Genomic DNA, 22,676 nt, shown 5'->3' with positions numbered 1-22,676 from the left:
CCCTCATTGCCATCCGTTCTGATGCGACATAGCGGACATGTTGGGCTTTGTCTGATGAAAGCATCATTGATGACCGCTTCATCGTCAAGGGAATGGCAAAATGGATCTAACGATCAGGCATGCGGGACGGCCGGTCGCGGTCGTCGGCGCGACGAAGTCGTCAGACCTGCGGCGTCCCGCGGTGAGCGGCTCACCGCCGCGGGCCTATCCTGAACGGAGGCGCACGACCCGCGAAGCGAGCGCAGCGGATGGCTCATGGCAAGGACCTGCGAACCGCTGCCGTCCAGGAGCTGCTGGATCAGGTTCTGGCCCGGACGGTGGTCGGGACGGGTGCGCACGCGGGGGCGCTCTTTCTGCTCGAAGCCGGCGGCGAGGTCCTGGTGCTGGACGCGAGCCTCGCGATGCCCACGGGGTTCGTCAGCCTGCTGCGACGCATCCGGGTGACCACCGTGGCCGAAGGCCCCGTTCCCGAAGCGATACGTCAGCGGCGTCTGGTGTGGATCGGTTCCGGTGAGGAGTTCGCCCGCCGCTATCCCCGGCTGGCGCTGACCTTCCCGTTCGTGGGGGCCGTCGCGGCGGCCCCGCTCCTGGCCGGCCCGCGTGTGTGGGGAGTCCTGCTGGTGCTGTTCTCCCAGAGATCACCGGCGGCGGACGCGGGCGCGCGGGAACGTCTGACCACCGCGGCCCGCTGCATGGCCCTGCTGCTGCAGGACGCCACCGAGGCCGGGCACCGCGTGCAGCCGGGACTGGCCGCGCGTCTCCTGCCGCCCGCGCCCGCGCATCCCTCGGTACCGGCTTCCCCGCAGGGGGCGGCGGACTTCGTAGCCGCTCTTCCCGAGGGCGCGTGCCGCGCCGACGTGCGGGGGCGGATCAGGTTCGTCGACCGGACCGGGGCCGACCTGCTGTGCGAGAGCATCCCCCACCTGCTGGGCGCCCGCCTCTGGGAAGCGGTGCCGTGGCTGGCTCCCGCGCCGTACCGGCTGCGCTACCAGGCCGCACTCGCGAGCCAGCTCCCGACCTCCTACACGGTGAAGCGGCCCCGTGACGGCAGAGAACTGCTGCTCCAGCTGTACCCGGACCGCACCGGTGTGAGCCTGCGCATCTCCGCCCCGGCCGGCACCGCGCGCAGCCCCGACGAACTGGCCGTCGGTTCCGGGCAGGTGCCCGGCCCCGTCGGCCTGGACGCCCACTACCACATGATGCAGCTCTCCGGCGGCCTGGCCGCGGCCGCTTCCGCCGACGAGGTCGTGGAGCTGGTGGCCGACCACCTGCTGGTCGCGTTGGACGCGCAGGCCTTCGCCTTCCTGGTGGCGGAGGCGGGCCGGGTACGGGTGGTCGGCCAGCACGGCTTCAGTCAGGAACTGGTCAGCCTCGTCGACCACGCCCCCCTCGCCTCCGACCTCCCGCTTCCCGGGCTGACCACGGGGGCACCGCCCTGGGGACTGGCCCAGGGGGTGCCGTCCTTCATCGCCGACCGGGACGAGCTGCGTGCGATATACCCCGAGAGCGCCTCCCTCGACGACGGTCTGGGCGCCTGGGCCTGGCTGCCGCTCATGGCCTCCGGACAGTACTTCGGGGTCTGCGTGGTCGGCTACCGGCAGGCCCGCTCCTTCACGCTGCAGGAACGCGCCACCCTCACGGCCATCGGCGCCCTGATCTCCCAGGCCCTGGACCGCGCACGGCAGTACGACGCCACGCACCAGCTGGCGGAGGGGCTGCAGGCCGGCCTGCTGCCCCGCACCCTGCCGACGATGCACGGCCTGGACGTGGCCGCCCGTTATCTGCCCGCCGGCCACGGCATGGAGGTGGGCGGCGACTTCTACGACCTCATCCGCCTGTCGGACACCGAGGCCGCCGCCGTCATCGGGGATGTCCAGGGCCACGGGGTCGGCGCGGCCGGCCTGATGGGCGAGGTGCGCACCGCGGTCCACGCCTACGCCGTGGCGGGCGCGAGCTCGGGCGAGGTCCTGGCCCGTACCAACCACTTGTTCGACGCCCTCGACCCGGGCCTGCTCGCCAGCTGCCTGTACGCGCACATCGATCCGGTCCACCACGTCGCCCAGGTGGCCACCGCGGGCCACTGCCCGCCCCTGCTGCGCCACCCCGACCTGCACACCGCCATCGTGGCGGCACCGCCAGGGCCGCTGCTGGGCGTCGACCCCACGGCGGAGTACCCGACCGTCGACGTCCCGCTGCTCCCCGGCACACTCCTGGCCCTCTACACCGACGGACTCGTCGAAACCCCCGGCACCGACTTCGAGGCCGCCCTCACCGAGCTCGCGGAGGTGCTCGCCAAGGCCACCGGCCCGCTGGACGACATCGCCGAGACGCTTCTCGCCCACGCCCAGCCGTCGGGCGATCGCGCCGACGACACCGCTCTGCTGCTGCTGAGGGCATGCTGAGGCGGACGCCGAGGAGGGGCGTGCGTCGAGGCGGGGCGTGCGTCGAGGTGAGGCGCTCCGAGGCGGGGCGTGCGCCGACGTGGGACGGGCGCCGACGTGGGGCGGACGCCGGGGGCGGCTGAGGGCTGGGGGAGAGACGCCGTGATCAGGATGCGGGAGGGCGGTGGACGACCCGGCTCGCCGCCTCGGCCAGACGCCCGATGGCGGACCGGCCCGGCGACCGAGCGGGCGGGCCCCCCGGCCGATGGCGGGGGACCCGGACCACCAGCGCACCGGCGCTGATCCGGCAGCGAACGGGAGTCGGCAGGGTGAGGGCCTCGCCGTCCAACCCGACGGGGACGAACGGGACGTCGGCGTGGACGACGACCTCGTCCGGCGTGGCGAGGTGGGTCAGGCCGCGCGACACCCCGCTGAGCAGCCGAGCGGCCGTTTCCGCCGGGGTCTCCGCCCTGGCGGCCAGTACGCCCAGGAGACCGGAGTCCAACCGCGGCCGTCTGCCCAGTCCGGCGGGATCGTCCGTCTGGTAGGGGTTGTTGCTCACCAGCACCGCGTCCGGCCCCTCCACCGTGATCAGCCCGGCCCGGACCACGAGTTCCGGACCCTGGTGGCGGGCCAGGAAGTCCGGGAGGATCCGAGCCGCCGTCCCGAGCTTGTCCTCCCGATAGGCCGGATCCTGCACCAGGGCCGCATACGCACCGAACGACACGTTGTTGACGAACACCCGCTCGCCCGCATGGCCGAGATCCACGCGCAGCTCGACACCGTCGGTGAGCGCCTCCAGGGCGGCCGAGGGATCCGCACGGTCAAGGCCGAGGTCCATCGCGAAGTGGTTGCGGGTACCGGCGGGAACGACCAGGAACGGAACACCGCTCTCCGCGGCCACGCCGGCGACCAGCGCCTGGGTGCCGTCTCCTGCGGCCACACCCAGCAGGTCGGCGCCGTCCTCGACCGCGCGTCGTGCGACGGCCGCCAGATCCTGGGGCCGGGCCGGATCGACCACGAGGACCTGGGCCCCCGAGGCGGCGGCCTTCTCCGCGATCCCGAACCGCTCCGCCTTTCCTCCCCCGGACCGCGGGTTCACGATCAGATACGGCTGCCGCACCGCGGGCGCCGGGGCCGCCGCCGAGTGCTCCACGACTCCTCCAACGCGCGTCGTCGTGCACCGCGTCCGCACGTTCGGTCATCGCCTCGCGGTCCGGCGCGGGGGCCGCCCCGCGCGGGGGGCCACGGACACTGTTCAGGCCGGCCGGGTGGCGCGCAAGCCACTCGTCCGCGGTTCAGTGCTGCGGGTGCGGGCGGGTGTGGAACGCCGAGCGGCGCTGGGCGACCGAGGCCGGAGCCGAACGGCCGATCTCGACCCGCGTCCTGACGGCGCGCACCACCTCCGTCAGCCCCACGACGATGGCCATGACGCCTACGACCAGGGTGAGTGTCGCGATCGAGGCGAACGGCATGACGATCATCACGATGCCCGCCAGAGCACCGATGACACCGAAGGCCACGTGCCAGCCGCGCGCCGGCATGTCGGGCGCGGAGGCTGCCGCGGCCGTCTCCAAGGTGCCCCGGAGCAGCCAGCTGAACCCGATCCACAGGGCCAGCAGCAGAATCGACTCCAGGGTGCCGCGGAAGCAGAGCAGCCCCAGCAGGACCGAGAGCGCACCCGTGACGAAGTGCAGGACCCGCAGGTGCCCCGGGACGTGCGCCCCGAAGGCGGCGGCCAGCTCGAAGACGCCGGTGACCAGCAGATAGACGCCGAAGAGCACGCCGACGACCCGCAGCGTCGCGCCCGGCCACACCAGGGCGACGACGCCCAGGGCGATGGTCGCGACGCCCATGGTGAGCAGGATCTGCCAGCCCATGTTCGCCAGGGCTGCCATCCCTCCGGCCAGGGGAGCCTCACGCGACTCGGCGCCGGGCGCGGATGGCGGGGTCGGGGATGCGGAAGGAGATGTCATGGCACCTGCCTCCTCAGAAGAGCAGCGTGGTGACCTCACTACACGTCCATCGTCACCCGATCGGTCCCCCGCCGCTCGACGGAGACGGCGACCGGACCCGAACGGCGCCCGGCGCAGATCCCGTACGATGTACGGAACTGATACCGTACAGGATATGGAAAAGCAGGCGAAGCGCCCCCCGCGGGGCACCAGGAAGAGGGACGTACCTCTCACCGAGGCCGGGATCTATGCCGCCGCCCTGCGGCTCATCGACGCGGACGGGGTCGAGGCGCTCACCATGCGCAAGCTCGCCACCGAGCTCGACGCGAACCCCATGTCCCTGTACCACCACGTGCCGAACAAGGAAGCGGTGCTGCGCGGCGTGGCGCGGACGGTCGGCGCCCAGTTCCGCACCGTACCCCTGGAGGGCGGCACCCCCTGGCAGGAGCGCATCCGCCTGCTCGCCACGGACTTCCGGACGCTGGCACACCGCCATCCCAACCTGATGGCCTACTCGTTCAGCCACCAGCCGGACTTCATCCAGCCCGACGACCCGTTCTGGACGGCGCTCACCGCGATCGTGGCGGCCGCGGGGGTGCCGGAGTCCCAGGCGCCCGAGATCGCCGCCCTCCTGGTCGCCTTCGTCATCGGCGTCCTGAGCGCCGAACTCAACGGCGCGCTGGCGCAGTGGGCGAACCTCAAGCCCTCCCCGCCCGGTCCGGACGAGGACGAGGCCGACTTCACCGACCGCGCGAGCCCCGACCAGGACCGCATGTTCCGGCTGGCGATGGACACACTCATCGCCGGCCTGGAGAACCGCCTCGCCACCGCGCGGGAGGGCCGGAGCGCCGGCCACTGAGCCCGAGGCCGCGGCGGCCGGCTGACGCCGTCTACCTTGTGGGACACCGAGCCGGCACATCTCTTCTCGGACACCTGACCGCTGCTGTCCATGCCGCGACTGGCTCAGGCGACGGCGTCTTCACCGGGCCGATGGACCAGGTCGGCCGAGGCCGGTGAGCCATGGGTACAGTCGTAGATCATGACCGTGGACGAGCTCGACACCCGCATCCTGCGGCTGCTGCTGGAGCGGCCGCGCACCAGCGTGCGCGAGTACGCCCGCATCCTCGGGGTCGCCCGGGGCACGCTGCAGGCCCGGCTGGACCGGCTGGAGCGGGACGGTGTGATCACGGGCACCGGTCCCGTGCTCTCCCCCGCCGCGCTCGGCCACCCCGTGCTGGCCTTCGTGCACATCGAGGTCACGCAGGGGCATCTGGACGACGTCGGGGACGCGCTGGCCGCGGTGCCGGAGATCGTGGAGGCGTTCTCGATCACGGGCGGCGGGGACCTGCTGACCCGGGTGGTGGCGCGGGACAACGCGCACCTGGAGGACGTGATCCAGAAGCTGATCAGCCTCCCTGGCGTGGTGCGCACGCGCACCGAGGTGGCGCTGCGCGAACGCGTTGCGCACCGGCTGCTGCCGCTGGTGGAGGCCGTCGGCCGGGCGGCCCGCACGTAACGGCATCCTGGTTCCATGAGCGATCTCGGCGGCCTCTCGGTCATCTTCGATCTCGACGGAACACTCGTGGACAGCGAACCGAACTACTACGAGGCGACCCGGCAGATGCTGGCCGGACACGGCGTCCCGGACTTCACCTGGGCGGAGCACGAGCGCTACGTCGGCATCAGCACACTGGAGACGGTGACCCTGCTGCGCGACCGCCATGGACTCCGGCCCTCGGTGGCCGAGTTGCTCGCGGACACCAACCGGCGGTACCTGACCCTGGCCCGGACCGGCACGCGCGCGTACCCGGAGATGCGGACGCTGGTGGAGCTGCTGGCGGCCGAGGGCGTTCCGCTGGCGGTGGCCTCCGGCTCCTCTCCCGAGGCGATCGCGGCGATCCTGGCCGGCACGGGCCTGGGCGCGTATCTGCGCACGGCGGTCTCGGCCGACGAGGTCCCGCGCGGCAAACCGGCCCCGGACGTCTTCCTGGAGGCGGCCCGCCGCCTCGGGGCCGCCCCGGCCGACTGCGTGGTACTGGAGGACGCCGCTCCGGGCGCGGCCGCGGCACACGCCGCCGGGATGCGCTGCCTCGCGATCCCGTACGTCGCCGCCCAGGCCGACGCCCCCGAGTTCGGCACGGCCGGACTGCTGCTGCGGGGCGGCCAGGCGGAGTTCACGGCCCGCGCGGCGTACGACTGGCTGGTCCGGCCGGCCCGGTCGGGCTGAGCGCTCCGCGCAGCGCGGAGCGCGTCTCGAAGACCGTGCACGGCTCTGCCCCGCGCGGACCGGTACGCGGGGACGGGCGTCACCCGGACGGCGGGGCCGGCCATCCGTTCGCTCCGCCGGTCGTGCGATGCCCGGCACGGCGGCATAGCGTGACCGCATGATCACGACCTCGGCGAAACCGCAGCCGCCGGCCACCGACGACCGGCGGTGGCGGGCGCTCGGGGTCTGTCTCGCGGCGGGCTTCATCTCGCTGCTCGACACCTCGATCGTCAACGTGGCGCTGCCCTCCATGGAGCGCGGACTGGGTGCCACGGAGGCCGCCCAGTCCTGGGTGGTCTCCGGGTACGCCCTGACCTTCGGGCTGGCGCTCGTCCCGGCGGGCCGGCTCGGCGACCTGCGCGGACGGCGCCAGGCCTTCCTGATCGGGCTCGCCGTGTTCACGGTGGCCTCGGCGGCCTGCGGGCTCGCCGCGAGCCCCGACCGGCTGGTGGTGTTCCGGCTGATCCAGGGCGCGGCGGCAGGCATGGTCGCACCGCAGACCTCAGGACTGATCCAGCAGATGTTCCAGGGCTCCGAACGCGCCAAGGCCTTCGGGCTGCTCGGCAGCGTCATCGGCGTCTCGACGGCGGTCGGCCCGCTGGCGGGCGGTCTGATCATCGACGCCGTCGGCACCGACGACGGCTGGCGGTGGGTGTTCTTCGTCAATCTGCCCATCGGGGTCGCGGCGTTCGCCGCGGGCCTGCGGCTGCTGCCCCGGTTCCCCGCGTCGGCGGACCGGCGGGAGCGGTTCGACCCGCTCGGGGTACTGCTGCTCGGCTCCGGTGTGCTCGCCCTGATGCTGCCGCTGGTGCAGGAACAGCAGTGGACCGGACGGCTCAAGTGGGCGCTGCTGCCGGTGGGCGCGGTGCTGCTGGGCCTGTTCTGGCGGTGGGAGCGGCGGCAGGGCCGGCTCGGACGGGCGCCGCTGGTCGATCTGAGCCTGTTCTCGCTGCGGTCCTACACGCTCGGCGCGCTGATCAGCCTGACCTACTTCGCGGGCTTCACCACGGTCTTCTTCGTCCTCGCCCTGTTCCTGCAGAACGCGGCGGGGTACAGCGCGCTGGCCGCCGGAGTCACGGTGCTGCCCTTCGCGGCCGCCTCGGCCGTCGGTGCCGCCCTGGGCGGCCGCATGGTGGTGCGCCACGGACGCAAGCTGGTCGTCATCGGTCTCACCGGAGTGGCGGTGGGGCTGCTCGGGATCATCGCGGTGGTGCGCCTGGTCCCGTCGGGGAGCATCGGGTGGGCCGCGGCGCTGCCGATGATCATCGGAGGCATCGGCTCCGGTGTCACCGTCTCCCCCAACACCACGCTCACGCTGACCCTGGTGCCGGTGAAGCGGGCCGGTGCGGCCGGCGGGGTGCTCCAGACCGGCCAGCGCGTGGGATCGGCGGCCGGGATCGCGGTGGTGGGCTCGGTGTACTTCGCCCACCTGGCGCACGGCGGCCGGGCCTCCGAGGCGCTCCAGCTGGGCCTGCTCACCTCGGTGGGGTTCATCCTGGTGGCGCTGGGTCTCGCGGTGGCCGATCTGGGCGAGCGGGCGAAGGCGGCGGAGCCGGCCGGGGCGGCGCGGACACCGGAGGCGGCGCATCCTGCGAAGGCGGCGCCGGCGCCGGAGGGCTGAGAGCCGGACGTCCCGAGCCTCCTGGGCGACCACCGCCTCCACCACCGCGGGCACGGTCGGCGTCGGCACCACCCGGGACAGCTTCAGACCGGCTGACTCCAGCAGCGCGGCGAACTGCTCGGGGGGCGACGGCTCCGTCCGGGGCTGCTTCCGGGCTCACGCGCGGCCTGCAGGACGGGGTGTCCGGTGTGTCCGCAGGCATCGTGAGACATCGCGCGAGTCCGGGAGCGCGCAAGACGATCGGGGCGCGCGGAAGCGGATCAGCAACGGCGCAAGCGGATCAGCGACGCGGAAGCGGATCAGCAACGAGCGTGCGACAGGCGCCGGGCCGTCCCGCCGCGGCCTACGAGCGGCGGCGGGGCTTGCCGCGTTTCGCGGGCTTGGCGGACTTCGCGCCGGTGGCACGCGCGCGTGCGCTACGGGCGGCCGGCTTCTGCGCCTGGTGCGCCTTCGCCGTGGCCGCCGGTGCGGTCCTGGCCGGCTTCGCGGTCTGTGCGGCCTGACGGCCGCGGGTGCTGTTGACCGTGCGGCCGCGGACGATGCCGATGAAGTCGTCGACCATGTCCGTGGTGGCGTCCTCGGGCCAGGACAGGGCGACGGTCGACTCGGGTCCGTCGGTGAGCGGCCGGTAGGTGAGGTCCCGGCGGTGGTACAGGCGGGCCAGCGACTGCGGGACGACCAGGAGGCCCACCCCGGCGGCGACCAGTTCGACGGCGTCCTCGGTGGTCGCGGGGCGCTCGAAGGCGGGCTCGCCGGGCGGGGCGTCCCAGTCGAAGACGTCGTCGAGGGGGTGGAAGAGGACCTCGTCGCCCAGGTCGGCGACGGTGACCTCCTCGGCCGCCGTGATCACGTGGTCCTTGGGGACGACGACCACCGTGGCCTCGGTGTAGAGGGGGATCGCGCTGAAGAACGCACGGTCCACCGGGAGCCGTACCAGACCGGCGTCCGCGTCCCCCGCGCGCAGCAGGGCGGCCGCCTCGGCGGCGGGCACCTGGTGCAGGGTGAGCGGAATGTCGGGCAGGCGCTCGTGCCAGATCCGAACCCATTTGGCGGGCGTCACGCCGGGGACGTACGCGAGCCGGAACGACGGTGTTTCCTCCGAGCCTGTCACCAGCCCAGGTTAACCGGCCGCGGAGAGCCGGCCGGCATCGGCCACGGCCCGCGGCCGGCGTCGGGCGCGGTCGGGGCTCCCGGACCTGGCCGATACCCTTGACCTCATGAGTTCGCACCAGACCGGCCAGACGATGAAGCCCGCGACCGCGGCGAAGAAGCTGGGCGTGTACCTGCCCGCCACGCCCGCCGCATTCCAGGAGGGCGTCGTCTCGCGCGCCGAGCTGGCCGAACTCCAGGCGAATCCGCCCGAGTGGCTGCGCGACCTGCGGGCCGACGGGCCGCACCCGCGTCCGGTGGTCGCGGCCAAGCTGGGCGTGTCCATCGCCGGGCTGGCGCGCGGCGGAATCACGGAACCGCTCACCACCGAGCAGATCGAGGAGCTCAAGCGCGAGCTGCCGGAGTGGCTGCAGAAGGAGCGCGCCACCCAGGCCGAGGTCCGCAAGGAGACCGTGCGCCTGAAGAACCTCAAGCGGGAGAAGGAGGCGGGGCAGGGCTGACCCCTCCCCCGCACGGCCTCCCCACGGCCCCGGCCCGGGCACCCGCCCCCGTCCGGGGCCGTCGCCTTACCGTCCATGGCCGTCGGGCCCCCATTCCCTGCCCGCTTCGGTCGTCGGCCGTACCGCGGAGGGTGTTGTCAGTGGTCTCCCCTACAGTCGCCATCACTTGATCACTGCGGTGCGGGGAGGCACGCATGGGGTGGGTGACGGCCGGGGAGTACGAGGTGGCCCTGGACGACGGGAAGGTGGTCTGCCGCAACGCGGCCGGGCGGCGGCTGAAGTCCGTGCCCGCGAAGCTGGCGGACGATCCCGCCGTCCTGGGACTGCGGCAGCTCGCCGAGTGGCTGGAGCGGCACGCACGGCAGTGCCAGGCCGACGTGGAGCGGTGGATGACCCGTTCGCTCCCGGTGCCACGCGCCGTGCTGACACGGGTGTGGCCGGACCCCGCCTGGCAGACGGCGCTGCGCGACCTGGTGGTCACCGGCGCCGACGGCGAGGTCGCCGGTTTCCTGCGGGACGCCGACGCCGAACGCGGCCTCGGCCTGGTCGACCTCGACGGCGACACCGTGCGCATCGCCCCCGACCTGGTCCGGCTGCCGCACCCGGTGCTCCTCGAAGACCTGGCGGAGCTGCGGGAGTTCGCCGTGGAACTCGGCGTCGAGCAGCGGGCCCGGCAGCTCTTCCGCGAGGTCTGGCACCGCCCGGCCGAGCTGGACCCCGAGGGCACTCAGATCGAGGAGTACGCCGGCGGGGCCTTCAAGGAGCTGCGGTTCCTGCACGGCAGGGCCACTCAGCTGGGGTACCGCGTGCGCGGCGGCCACGCGGTGTGCTCCGTGCTGGAGGAGGGCCGGGTGGTCGAGGCCAGGGTGTGGATCGGCGACTACGACAGCTACTTCGAGACCGAGACCGGCCCGCTGGCGTGGACCGATCCGGCAGGCCGGACGCTGAGGCTGGGTCAGGTCGGCCCGGTCGCCTGGTCGGAGGGGATGCGGATGGCGGCGGCGCTGTACGCGGGGCGGGACATCGAGGACGAGGAGCGGGCGGCATGAGCGCGTACGACGACACCACGACGGCCGCGCTGCTCGACGCCGGCGCGGTCCTGCCGCCGGGCACGACCGCGCGGGAGGACGCCGACGTCCTGACCGCGCGCACGTACACGCACCCGGCTCTGGACGGCCGCGCGGTGGTGCGGCTGGTGCCGGGCACCCTCGGTGACGCCGAGGACCTGGCGCTGGAGTTCCTGGGTCTCGCCCGGGAGCCGGAGGCGCCCGAGGTCGGTCAGGTGCGGCGGGAGACGCTCGGTTTCCCGGCCTGGGCCCTGGTGCACGACCCGGCCAACGGCCATCACGCCCTCGCCCTGGTCAAGGACGTCGAGCGGCTGGCCCGGCAGGCCAAGTCCAAGCCGGGCAACGCGAAGGAGGGCTTCGAGCAGCTCGGCGAGCGGCTGGGCCGCGCGGTACCGCACTTCCTGCCGACCTTCTACGAGCAGGCCGCGCGGGTCTTCCTCCAGCACGAGAACACGACGTACGCGGCCGCCTTCTTCGGCAAGGCCCGCGAGGCCGAGCGGGTGCACGCCCTGACCGTGGACGAGGAGCGGCAGCGGGCGGTGTTCCTGGAGTTCGCCTTCGCCGGGGCGCTCACCGTCAAGGCGCTCAAGGAGTACGTGAAGGACCTGGCACGGCGGCTCGAACCGGCCACCGCCTGGGCGCAGTTCCGGCAGCTGACGGTGGAGCGCTGCGCGGCGGGCATGCCGCCGTACGCCTCGCTGCCGCAGGACGCGCGCGGGCTGATCAGGGCGGCGGGGCTGGACCGGGTCACCGAGGAGTGCGCCCTGGTCGCCGACCTGCTCGCGTCCCCGGCCGCCGTCCGGGCACCCGCCTCCTTCTGGAACGCCTACCGGAGCGTGCTGCCGGTCCTCGCCGAGCGGCGGCCCGGGATCCGGGTACGGCTGCTGGAGATCATGCCGGCCGGCCTGGGCCAGGAGGTGGAGGACGACGAGTTCTGGCTGGCGCTGCTGGCGGAGTGCGGGGCGGACCTGCTGCTCACCGGGGACGGCGGAACCGAGGTCGACGCGGCGGACTGGCTCAGCCGGTGGGCCCAGCACCGCAAGCACGGCGGGGCGTCCTCGCACCGCTCCCCCGCGACCCTGGCGCTGGTCGAGCGGATGGCGCCCCGGCTGCGGGCGGCCGGGCGGCCCGTGGACCTCTTCACCGGACGCTGGCAGGCGGGGGCCGACATCGACCTGCTGGACCTGTGCGTCGCCGAGCGGGTCCCGCTGGCCGGGTCCGGCGCGGACGTCCATCTGCCCCTCGGCGGCTGGCTGCGCGACACGCGTCCGGGGCAGCGCGACCTGCTGGCCACCGCGTCCGAATCCCGTTACCGCACGCTGCTGTTCCGGGCCGTCGGCGGCCTCGGCCGGGGGCAGGGGACGCCGGACCTGCTCAAGGCGGCGGAGCACCCGGTCCTCGGCGACGTGCTGGCCGAGTGGCTGCAAGCGGCGACGGCGGCGTTCACCTCCGGCACGGGGCTGCCCGGTGCCGACGCGGAGCTGGAGCGGCTGCGGCCCTTCCGACCGGTGCTGCGGACGAGCCGCCTCGCCGTCCGGCGCCTCACCGAGTACGACGTCGTACCCGCCCTCGGCCGTACGCTGCGCGCCGGCGTCCTGGACGAACTGGGCTGGCCCGCGCTGGAGGAGGCGCTGGAGCTGCTCGACACCGAGGTGCGCGGGGACCGGGACCAGGAGCTGACGGTGACCGAGGCGTGGCCCGCGCTGATCGTGGCGCGCGGTCACCAGGCGGTCGTCGTCGGCCCCGAGGGGATCCTGCTCACCCACGAGCTGCGGCTGCCGATCACCCTGGACCGCTGGCAGCGGCCCCGGTTCCGGTACGCCGACGGCGAGTTGCTGGTGATGTGGCGGGACGGCACCAAGCAGCAGGGCTACTGGTCGAACCGCCCGTCCGAGGTGATCACGGTCGGCGGTGAGCAGATCACCGGCTGGTGGTCCGGCATGGACGCGGCCCACGCCTCGATCCCGCTGCCCGCCGGCGGCCGGGCCACGGGCGGCCGCACCCTGCACGCCGGCGACACCGTCCTGCCGCCGGGCCGCCCGGTGCTGGGCGACGGCACCACGTACTGGCGCCAGGGCAGGCAGGGCCGGCGGTCGCTGTGGCTGGAGTACGACCCGGCGACCGGCGAGCACGGGCGGGCCTCGCTGCCCGCGCTGCTGGCGTCGGCCGTCCGCGACGACACCTCGCTGCTGCTCGACTCCTGCGAGGTGCTGCCGCTGCAACGCGGCCTTGAGCACACCCCGTTCGGCACCGACGGCACGGTCCTGGGGCGGTGGGTGCGCACGGAGGGCGAGGACGCGCAGGCGAGGGCGACCGCGGGTACGCCGGACGGGCGGACGGCGACCCTGCGGGCAGCCCACGACGGCCGGGTCCCGCTCGGCGCGCTGCGGCTGCCGGGCGGGGCCGAGCCGATCGCCGCGCAGACGCACCGGAGCGTCTCCCTGCACGCGGCCGACGGCACCGAACTCGGGCGGGTGTCCTTCGGCCAGCCCGGCGGGACGTACGCGGCCGGCACCCGGCTGGTCCCGCCGCTCGCGTTCTGGCACGCGCTGCGCCCCCGCGACGAGCGCGGCTCGGCCGTGCTGCGCGCCCTGACCGACGCGTCGGCCGGTGAGCTGATGCGGGTGACGGCGGCGGCCCTGGACGAACGGCAGGAGGCGCTGGCCCGAGCCGGGAGGGACGACCGGGCCAGGGCCGCGGTACCGACCGCCGACGCGGTGGCCGCGGCAGCGGTGGCGAGGGCGCTGCCCGCAGTGACCGACCGGCGGCTGCTGGCCGGTGTCGCCGCGCTCGTCCAGGCGGCGCTGCGGATCGCCGAGCGGGCCGGGTCCCTGGCCGCCCCCGCGCAGGAGCGTCCGCGCGAGCCCAGGGAGCGGACCGAGGGCATGTTCGCCGACTACTCCCCGCCCCACGGCGGGGACCGGGCGCTGTACGACGCGGCGGCCGGGGTCGTGGCCCTGCAGAACGCCTGGTACGGCGGCTGGGCCACGCTGCGCCAGATCCGCGCGGTGAACCACGTGCTCTCCGGCAGGCCCGCCGACGGCAAGCCGCTGCCGGAGTCCGAGCGGCTCGCCCCCGTCGGCGACGGCTGGCGGAGCGACGAGTACACCGTCCCCCGCATCGGTGCGGAGTGGACGCCCGTCCTGGGCGCGCTGCGGCCGCTCGCCTACCGCGCCTGCTCACCGGCGCTCACCGACGTCCAGCGCGAACCGCTGCTCCTGCTGTTCGAGGCACTCACCGAGGGGCCGCTCCCCGGGCTCGGCGGCACGCTGCGCGTGATGGTGCTCGGCGAGCCGCACGACAAGCAGCAGCGGGCCGGTCAGGTGCTGCGCCGGGGCGGCCGTACGGTGGTGGTGCTCGGCTGCCAGAGCGTCGACGACCCGGTGGGAACCGTCAGGTGGCTGGCGCTGGACCACGACCCGTCCGGGGCGTTCGGCGCCGTCGGGCACTTCACGCTGGTCCGGGAGACCCGGTACCCCGCCGGGATCGCGGCGGACCGGCTGGCCGAACTGACCCGGCTGCTACGGGAGAAGGGCGCCGCCCCCTGGCGGCCCGACGCCCCCGAGGCCCTGGCGACCGCAACGAACGGCGCGCTCGGCCCGCTCCAGGCCACCGTGCTGCTGGCCGGGCACCCGCACGCCGCCCGTGCCGAAGGTCTCGCGGTGGTCGGCCTCAAGCCCCGCCAACAGACCTTCGGCGCGCGGCTGCTGGACTCCCTGGGCCAGGACGAGCAGCGGGCGCTGCTCGGCGCGCTGCTGCCCGAGGACCCGGCCGAGCTGTGGACGACCGGCCCGGACACGGCGACCGCGGGCCGGCTGTGGGCCGAGCGGCTCGGCACCATGGTGCGGCTGCCGGAGGAGCTGAGCACCGACCTCGCCGGCCTGGGCGTCGACCACGCGGAGGCCGTGCTCAACCCCGCGCGCACGCCCTGGCTGGCACGCACCACGGTCTTCCGGCCCGGCAAGGACGGCGACGTCGAACCCGCCGACCCGGCGGCGGTGCCCAGTGCGCACACGCTCGCCGGGGCAGTGAAGAGCCTGGCGGCGCTGGCGTACGTGCTGCCGTACGGGCATCCGCTGCGGACCGGGCTGGCGGACGGGCTCGGCGCGCTGCGCCGACGGCTGGCCGACCCCGAGCTGCTGCTCGACCTGGACCTGGAGTGGACGGAGAAGGGCGGTCCGACCAGCGTGCAACTGCGCCGGATCTTCGGTCTGCCCGCGGCCGGCGGCGGTGACGCGCACGGGCTGACGCGGGCCGGTGACGCGCTGGTGCTGCGCCCCTGGTACCAGGACACGGAGCATGTGCTGCTGCGGCCGGGAGCGCTGAGCGGGGCCGACGACCCCGTCTTCGGGCTCCTGGAAGGCCTGCTCGGCGCGGGACGCACGGCAGGGCTGCGGGCCGTCCGGACAGTGCTGGGCGACGACCTCGCCCGTGCCCTCACGGCCGAGGGGCCCGCGGGGTACGCCCAGGACCCGTCGGTCAGCGTGCCCGAACTGGTCGCGGAGGCCGCCGAGACGCACGGGCTCGGCCCGGACGCGGCGGTGCTCTACCTGCAGGTGCTGGCGCTGCCCGATCCGACCGACCGCAACTGCGCGCGCTGGACGGGCTGGAAACCGGCGCGGATCAAGAAGGCGCGCGCCGAACTGGCCGCGACCTCGCTGGTCGTCGAGGCGAAGCGGCCGCGCGCCGGCCGCACCCTCTTCCTGCCCGGCGGCTGGCGCGACCTGAGGGCACCGGCGCTGCCGTCGGAGACGTGGAAGGAGGCCCTCTACCCGGTCTCCGACGGCGACCGGACCCTTCCGCTGGTCCCCGTACGGGAGTTGTTCGCCCGTGCCTGGGACCGCGTACGCGCCGGGGACGCCCCGGCGTACGAGCAGCTGACCACCCGGGCGACCCGCGGCGGCCGCCGCCGATGACCACCGTCCGTACCACCGAAGGACCCGCACCGATGACCGCCGCTCCGCCCCGCCAGATCGTCCCGCCCGAGGACCGGTACGCCGCCGAACTGGCCTTCCTCGCCGCCTACGACCGCGGTCCGCGGCCGCCCGCCTGGCGGCTCACGCCCCGGGCCGTCGTCACCTTCGTCATGGGCAGCGGCGGCCGGGCGCTGCGCCTGCCCGACGACGCGGAGGCGCCGCGGGAAGTGCCGCGGCGGCTGGCCGTGACGGGCAAGTTCGTCGGCGACCGGGCGCTCGTCGAGCGCTGTGTGGTGACCCTCGCGGGTGAGCGGGGGCTGCTGCTGGTCGGCGAGCCCGGCACCGCCAAGTCGATGCTGTCCGAGCTGCTGTCGGCCGCGGTGTGCGGCACCAGCGGCCTGGTCGTGCAGGGCACGGCGGGCACCACCGAGGACCAGCTCAAGTACGGCTGGAACTACGCCCTGCTGCTCGCCCAGGGCCCGAGCCGCCAGGCGCTCGTGCCCTCCCCGGTCCTCACCGCGATGTCCCGGGGGGCCGTGGCACGCGTGGAGGAGGTCACCCGCTGCCTCCCCGAGGTGCAGGACTCGCTGGTCTCGCTCCTGTCCGAGCGGCGCATCGCGATCCCCGAACTGGCGGGCACCGAGGACGCGTTGGCGCACGCCGCGCCCGGCTTCACCCTCATAGCCACGGCCAACCTGCGGGACAGGGGCGTCTCGGAGATGTCCGCCGCGCTCAAGCGGCGCTTCAACTTCGAGACGGTGGGCCCGATTCCGGACCTCGACGCCGAGACCGCGCTGGTGCGCGACCAGGCCCGCGCGTCGGTGGAGCGGGCCGGGGCGCCCTTCCAGGTCGACGACGCGGTCCTGGAGGCCCTGGTCACCGCGTTCCGGGATCTGCGCGAGGGACGGTCGGCGGAGGGCTGGGAGGTGGAGCGTCCGTCCACGGTGATGAGCACGGCGGAGGCGGTGTCGGTGGCGGGCGCGCTGGCCCTGGCGGCGGCCTACTTCCCCGGGGACCGCGACGTCCTCGGCCTGCTCCCGGGCCATCTGCTCGGCGTCGTGCGCAAGGACGATCCCGCCGACGCGGCCCGGCTGCGCGGCTACTGGGACGGTCCGGTGCGGCGGCGCGCGGAACAGGGGTCGGCGACCTGGCGCACGCTGTGGGACCTGCGCACGGTCCTGGAGGCGTGAGGTCGTGTCCGACTCCCCCGAGGCGGCCCTCGCCGCGCTCACCGACCCGGCGGGGCCCTACCTGATCGGCGTACGACACCACGCGCCCTCGCTCGCCGCCGCGGTGCCGGCGCTGCTGGACGCGGCGGAGCCGGACGTGCTGCTGGTCGAGCTGCCGGCGGAGCTGCAGGAGTGGCTGCCGTGGCTGGCCCACGAGGAGACCCTGGCTCCCGTGGCCCTGGCGGCGGCACCGGCCGACGGCAGCGCAGGCCCGGCCTTCTACCCGTTCGCCGACTTCTCCCCGGAACTGGCGGCGGTGCGGTGGGCCGCGCGCGGCGGGGTGCCGGTGGTCGCCTGCGACCTGCCGCTGGCGGACCGGGGGTGGCGGGAAGGGGAGCGTGCCGCGCAGGGGCCGGGCCGACTGTCGGACGCCCTGCGGTCCCGGCTCACCGGCCGGCCGGGCGACGACCTCTGGGACCGGCTGGTCGAGGCCGCCGCGCCCGGTTCGGCACCGGAGGCGCTGCGGCGGGCCGCCCTGCTGACGGGATGGGCGCTGCGGCAGGAGTCGGCCGTGCCGGAGCCGGACCTGCGGCGGGAGGAGTGGATGCGGTCCCGGCTGGCCGAGGCCACGAGGAACGGTGAGCGGGCAGCCATGGTGGTGGGCGCCTTTCACACACCGGCTCTGACGGCCGGTCTGAGGGGCGCGGCACCGCACGAGCAGTGCGGCCACCGTCCCGTGGGCGCGTCCAGCGCCCACCCGCCCGCATCCGAACCGGCACCGGCGCCCGCATCCGAACCGGCGCCCGTACCCGCACCCGCATGGACAACCTCCCTCATCCCCTACACATACGCCCTCCTGGACGAACGCTCCGGCTACCCGGCCGGCATCCGCGACCCCGAGTGGCAGCACATGGTCCTGGCGGCAGCGGGAGACCCCCACGCTCTGGAGCATGCGCTGACCAGCGCGGCCGTCCGCATCTGCGCCGAACTCCGCGGTCTCGGCCACCCCTCCGGCCCCGCGGACGCCCGCGAGATCACCCGCCTGGCCGGTGACCTCGCCCGCCTCCGCGGCCTCCCCGCCGCGGGCCGCGGCGAACTGGTCGAGGCGACGCAGACCGTGCTGGCACAGGGCGAGCCGTACGGCCGCGGCAGGGCCGTCGCCAGGGCGATGGAGAACGTCCTGGTCGGCACCCGCGTCGGCCGTCCCGCGCCGAAGGCGCCCCGCAGCGGCCTCGCCCCCGCCGTCGAGGCAGAGCTCGCGGCGCTCGGACTGCCCGGCCCCGTACAGAGCGGCCCCGGCACCGCCCGCGACCTACGGCTCGATCCCCTCCGCTCGGACCTCGACCGGCGCCGCGAACTGCTGCTGCGCCGCCTGACGCTGTGCTCCGTGCCGTACGCCGAGCCCCGGCCGGTGACCGGGACGGGCGGTGCCGACGCCCTCACCTCACGCTGGGAGGTCCGCTGGACCCCGGCCACCGCCGCGATGCTGACGGCGGCCGGGATCCGTGGGGTCACCCTCGTGCAGGCGGCCGAGGGCCTGCTGCGCGAGCGGAGCCGGGCGGAGCGGGACGCCGGCGGCCCGACGGCGGCGCAGGTGCTCGACGGCCTGGAGCAGGCGGCGCAGTGCGGCCTGGACGCCCTCGTGGCGGAGCGGCTGGACGACACCGCCGAGGTGCTCCCGCACACCGGAACCCTTCCGGAACTCCTCGCCGGGCTGGCCCTGTTGGACCGGCTGCGGACCGGTCACATCGCCGGTGCCGCTCCGTCCGGCGACCGTACGGCCACCGCCGTCGCCGTGGCCGAGCTGCTGACCGCGGCCGCGGTACGCCAGGTGGACGGCCTGACCGGTGCCGAGGACCCGGCCGACGCCCGTGCCCTGCTCGAACTCGCCCACCGGGCCGACCTGGCGGGCGGGATCCGGCTCGCCGACGCGCTGGCCCGGCTGGCCGCGGACGGCTCCCCGTTGATGCGGGGCGCCGCCGGAGCGGTGCGCGTGCTGCTGGGCCAGGAGGAGCCGGCGGCGTTCGGCGGCCGGGTCGCCTCCTGGGTGGACGGGGCGGTCGACGCCGGCTCCCGGGCCGCGCTCACCGCCCGGCTGACGGGGCTGCTGACGGCCGCCGGACGGCTGCTGGAGGCCGCCGCACCGGCGTTGGAGCCCCTGGTCGACCGGGTGTCGGGCCTGTCCGACCGGGACTTCCTGGACCGGCTGCCGTCGCTGCGCGGAGGTTTCGACACGCTGAGCCCGGCCGACCGCGAGCGGCTGCTGACCGGCGTCGAGGAACGACTCGGCGTCGACCGCGTGGCCGACACCGGGACGGTGGACCCGGCCGCGCTGGCCACCTGGACGAGCGCGGACCTCGCCGCCCGCGAGAACCTGCGCACCCTCGGCCTGCTGCCCCCGCCGCGGGCCCGCCAGGAGGACGAGCCGGTCGGCACCGCCGTGAGCGTGCCGGGTCACCGGCTGGCCGCCGCCGACCGCTGGCGCCTGCTGCTCGGCCGCCGCTCCGATCGACTTCCCTCCTCGGCACGCTCGTTGGCCACCGCGCTGGACGAGCTGTACGGGCGCGGGCGCGGCGAGGGCAGCCGGGGCGACCTCGGCGGCGACCGCGGCGGTGGGCGCGAGGCGTCGTATCCGGGGGTGCGGGAGTGGTCACAGGAGCTTGCGGCGCTGTTCGGGCCGGGCATCCGGGAGGAGGTGCTGGCCGCGGCCGCCGCGACGGGACGTGCGGACGTGCTGGCCGAGCTGGATCCGGACAGCGTGCGGCCCTCCGTGGACTTGCTGCGGTCGGTGCTGCGGCATGCGGGCGGCCTGCCCGAGGCCCGGCTGGCCGCGCTGCGGCCCCTGGTGCGGCGCCTGGTGGACGCGCTGACCCGGGAGCTGGCGACCCGGCTGCGCCCCGCGCTGCACGGCACCGCCCTGCCACGGCCCAGCCGGCGCCCGGGCGGCGGTCTGGACCTGCCGCGTACGCTGCGGGCCAACCTGGCCACCGCCCGCCGGGCGGCCGACGGCACGGTCCGGGTGATCCCGGAGCGCCCGGTCTTCCGGAGCCGGGCCCGGCGCGCCGCCGACTGGCGGCTGATCCTGGTCACGGACGTGTCCGGGTCCATGGAGGCCTCGACGATCTGGGCGGCGCTCACCGCCTCGGTGCTGGCCGGGGTGCCGACACTCGCCACGCATTTCCTCGCGTTCTCGACGGAGGTGATCGACCTCACCGGGCACGTCGACGACCCGCTGTCGCTGCTGCTGGAGGTGAGCGTCGGCGGTGGCACCCATATCGCGGCGGGGCTGCGGCACGCGCGCGAGCTGGTGACCGTGCCGTCCCGGACGCTCGTGGTCGTGGTCAGCGACTTCGAGGAGGGCCGTCCGGTCGGCGGTCTGCTCGCCGAGGTCCGGGCGCTGGTCGGGGCGGGCTGTCAGGTCCTGGGGTGCGCGAGTCTCGACGACGCGGGGCGCCCCCGCTACTCCACCGGTGTCGCGGGGCAGCTGGTCGCCGCCGGCATGCCGGTCGCCGCCCTCAGCCCGCTCGAACTCGCCCGCTGGGTAGGGGAGAAGATCGCATGAGCACGGAACGGGAACTGCCCGCGGTCGCTCCGGCCGTGACCGCCGAACTGGTCGCGGCCCTCTCGCCCCGGTTGCGCAAGCGGCTGGACGCGGGCATCGCCAAGCTGGCGGACCGGCCGGTCGTCCGGGACGGCAACGCCGTGCGGATCACCGTCGACGACGAGGGCTCCGTGCTCGAACTCGACGCCCGCGGGGGCGTGGTGGCGGACGCGGCGGCCATCCGCTGCGGCTGCCTGCTGGCCCCGGACTGCCTGCACCGCGCGGCGGCTGCCTCGGCGGCCCCGGTGGCCGACGTGACGGTGGGCCCGGAGGGCGCCGAAGCCGCGGTGACCACCGCAGGGGCAGGTACGACGGAGGGCGCCGGGCACACCGCGCCGGCCCACACGACCGCGCCCTCGCCGACCGTCGAACCCACCACGGCGGTCACCACCAGCACGGCCGCCGAACCCACCACGGCCGTCACCCCCACAGCCGCCGAACCCGCCGAGAGCACCCCGCCCGTCGCCCCCTCCGCGACTCCCGCACCCACCGCGCCCACGGAGGCCGGACCCTCCCAGCTCTCCCGGTCCTCGGATCATCCCTCGCAGCAGCTCTCTGCACAGCCGTCGCCGGTCCCGGTCGGCCGGACGGTACCCGCCCCCGGCGAGTCCGCGACGCCGCCCCAAGCAAGCGCGGCCCAGGCCGTCTTCGGCGCCGTGGCCGCCGTGCTGGACGCCGGGACGGACGGTTCCGGAGCCGTGCTGCAGGCGGAGCTGCTGCGTGCCGCGCACACCGCACGCCTCGCGGGCCTGCCCCGAGCGGCCGGGGCGGCGGTCTCCGTGGTCACCGCGTTGCGCGCGGCCCGTGCGGCCGACCCGGCGTTCCGGCTCACCGAGCTCGTCGGCGCCGTCTCGGAGGCCCTGTTCGTGGCGTACCGCGTCCCGTTCGCCACGGGTGCCGAGCTGGTGGGGCTGCGCGGCACCGCGCGGCAGCCCTACACACCGGACGGTTCGCTGCGGCTGTACGGCCTGTTCTCGGAGCCGGTGCTCACCGCGAGCGGCTATGCCGGTGCGGTCACCTGGACCGCGGACGCCGAGGGCCGGCTGTACTCGGTCTCGGACGTGGCGCCGGGCGGCGCGGGCCGTGCGGTGGGCGCCGCCGACCGTGCCGTACGCGTCGGGGACACGGCGCTGACGCACCGCGAGTTGGCGCGGGCGGGCCTCGCCGTGTCGGGTGCGACGGTGTCGCCGGCCGGGCGGCTCGGCGCGGGCGCGGGGGTGCGGGCGGTGCGCGCCTCGGGCGTGGACTGGCGGGACGAACCGCTGGACCGGCTGTGGGCGGTGCCGGCGGCCGAGCAGGTCGGGCGCGCGCTGGCCGGCGGCCGGGACCTCCTCTTCCTTGAGGTGACCCCGGTCGGCGCGGTACGCGAGGCGGCCGGTGACTGTCTGCTGGCCGACTGCGGCGGGGTGCCGTTGCGGCTGACGGCGGCGCACGACCATCCGGCCTTCCCGTACCGCGACAACCTGCGGCTGCTGGCCGCCGCCCGAGGCAGCCGGCTACGGGTGATCGCGCGGCTCACCGCGGCCCCGCACGCCCGTGCCCAGCTCCTCGCGGCCGGGCATCCCACGATCGCCGGGAGCCATGTCGACCTGGGCCTGGACCGGCTCCGGCTGGCGGACCTGCCGGCTCCGGCCCCCGTGTCCGGGCCCGTCGACGACGTGCTCGCACCCGAGGAGGCAACCCTGCACCTGCTGCGCCGCCGGGTCGGGCAGGCGGCGTCGGGCGGGCGGCGGGTGCTGGCCTTCCCGGGGGACTCCGCGGCCGACGCCCGCCGTCTGCGCCGGCACGGTCTGGGCACGGCCGGCGATGTCCTCGACGAGTTGCTCGCCGCGGCGGCGGACCGGTCGCGTGACGCCTTCGGACGTCTCCTTCCGGCGGACACCGGCCGGTTCGCCCGGGCCTGGCTGACCGCGGCGCGCTACACGGACGAGGTCGACCGCCTGCTGTGCGCCGCCGCCTGGGACGGGTGACCGGTCCCGACCGCCGGGCCGCACAGGCCCGAGGACCGGCGGCCGGGAATCCCGGGCCGCACAGGCCCGGGGAGCGGCGGCCGGGAATCCCGGGCCGCGCCTCCGTGCCGGACCGTTCAC

Annotated in this window: 13 protein-coding genes and 1 pseudogene; 11 read left to right on the top strand and 3 right to left on the bottom strand. The window is 75.4% G+C overall.

Annotated elements, in window-relative coordinates; all coding sequences use genetic code 11:
- Positions 1–248: 248 nt before the first annotated feature.
- Positions 249–2,402, top strand: coding sequence for a GAF domain-containing SpoIIE family protein phosphatase (locus tag AB0M11_RS20295; RefSeq protein ID WP_365707300.1), 2,154 nt, complete (start codon positions 249–251; stop codon positions 2,400–2,402).
- 145 nt (positions 2,403–2,547) lie between these two features.
- On the opposite strand, the pseudogene AB0M11_RS20290 reads toward AB0M11_RS20295, so the two are convergent.
- Both AB0M11_RS20290 and AB0M11_RS20285 read right to left on the bottom strand, forming a co-directional pair.
- Positions 2,548–3,501 (bottom strand): annotated as a pseudogene (locus tag AB0M11_RS20290) (diacylglycerol kinase family protein); the annotation flags it as partial.
- A 178-nt stretch (positions 3,502–3,679) separates the two neighbouring features.
- Positions 3,680–4,357, bottom strand: coding sequence for an HdeD family acid-resistance protein (locus tag AB0M11_RS20285; RefSeq protein ID WP_365707298.1), 678 nt, complete (start codon positions 4,355–4,357; stop codon positions 3,680–3,682).
- A 154-nt stretch (positions 4,358–4,511) separates the two neighbouring features.
- Here AB0M11_RS20285 and AB0M11_RS20280 point away from each other — a divergent pair, with 154 nt between their 5' ends.
- The 4 genes from AB0M11_RS20280 (at position 4,512) to AB0M11_RS20265 (ending at position 8,223) form a co-directional block, all read left to right on the top strand.
- Positions 4,512–5,195, top strand: coding sequence for a TetR family transcriptional regulator (locus tag AB0M11_RS20280; protein ID WP_365707296.1), 684 nt, complete (start codon positions 4,512–4,514; stop codon positions 5,193–5,195).
- A 180-nt stretch (positions 5,196–5,375) separates the two neighbouring features.
- A complete protein-coding gene (locus AB0M11_RS20275) occupies positions 5,376–5,852 on the top strand; it encodes an Lrp/AsnC family transcriptional regulator (protein WP_365707294.1) in 477 nt (158 codons plus the stop codon).
- Between the two features lie 15 nt (positions 5,853–5,867).
- Positions 5,868–6,563: an HAD family phosphatase gene (locus AB0M11_RS20270; RefSeq protein ID WP_365707292.1), complete on the top strand. Its 696-nt coding sequence runs from the start codon at positions 5,868–5,870 to the stop codon at positions 6,561–6,563.
- Between the two features lie 157 nt (positions 6,564–6,720).
- A complete protein-coding gene (locus AB0M11_RS20265) occupies positions 6,721–8,223 on the top strand; it encodes an MFS transporter (protein ID WP_365707290.1) in 1,503 nt (500 codons plus the stop codon).
- A gap of 343 nt (positions 8,224–8,566) precedes the next feature.
- On the opposite strand, the gene AB0M11_RS20260 is transcribed toward AB0M11_RS20265, so the two are convergent.
- Complete coding sequence (locus tag AB0M11_RS20260; RefSeq protein ID WP_365707288.1) at positions 8,567–9,334, bottom strand: LysR family substrate-binding domain-containing protein; 768 nt, start codon at positions 9,332–9,334, stop codon at positions 8,567–8,569.
- Positions 9,335–9,440: 106 nt separating this feature from the next.
- Here AB0M11_RS20260 and AB0M11_RS20255 point away from each other — a divergent pair, with 106 nt between their 5' ends.
- From AB0M11_RS20255 to AB0M11_RS20230, 6 genes are all read left to right on the top strand, one after another.
- Positions 9,441–9,833, top strand: a complete 393-nt coding sequence (locus AB0M11_RS20255; RefSeq protein WP_365707286.1) for a DUF5997 family protein — start codon at positions 9,441–9,443, stop codon at positions 9,831–9,833.
- Between the two features lie 194 nt (positions 9,834–10,027).
- Positions 10,028–10,882 (top strand): DUF4132 domain-containing protein, encoded by an 855-nt coding sequence (locus tag AB0M11_RS20250; RefSeq protein ID WP_365707284.1) that lies wholly within the window; start codon positions 10,028–10,030, stop codon positions 10,880–10,882.
- Positions 10,879–15,816 (top strand): hypothetical protein, encoded by a 4,938-nt coding sequence (locus tag AB0M11_RS20245; protein WP_365707282.1) that lies wholly within the window; start codon positions 10,879–10,881, stop codon positions 15,814–15,816. The genes AB0M11_RS20250 and AB0M11_RS20245 overlap by 4 nt, the downstream gene beginning before the upstream one ends.
- Positions 15,817–15,848: 32 nt before the next feature.
- A complete protein-coding gene (locus AB0M11_RS20240) occupies positions 15,849–17,006 on the top strand; it encodes an AAA family ATPase (protein WP_365707280.1) in 1,158 nt (385 codons plus the stop codon).
- A 4-nt stretch (positions 17,007–17,010) separates the two neighbouring features.
- A complete protein-coding gene (locus AB0M11_RS20235) occupies positions 17,011–20,547 on the top strand; it encodes a DUF5682 family protein (RefSeq protein ID WP_365707278.1) in 3,537 nt (1,178 codons plus the stop codon).
- Positions 20,544–22,556, top strand: a complete 2,013-nt coding sequence (locus AB0M11_RS20230; protein WP_365707276.1) for a hypothetical protein — start codon at positions 20,544–20,546, stop codon at positions 22,554–22,556. Before AB0M11_RS20235 ends, AB0M11_RS20230 begins: the two co-directional genes overlap by 4 nt.
- Positions 22,557–22,676: the final 120 nt, after the last annotated feature.

This window comes from Streptomyces sp. NPDC051987 (assembly GCF_040680735.1).
In the GTDB taxonomy this organism is placed as follows: Bacteria; Actinomycetota; Actinomycetes; order Streptomycetales; family Streptomycetaceae; genus Streptomyces.
The sequence above is the reverse complement of the archived record's forward strand: the minus strand, read 5'-3'. Positions and strand labels throughout refer to the sequence as shown.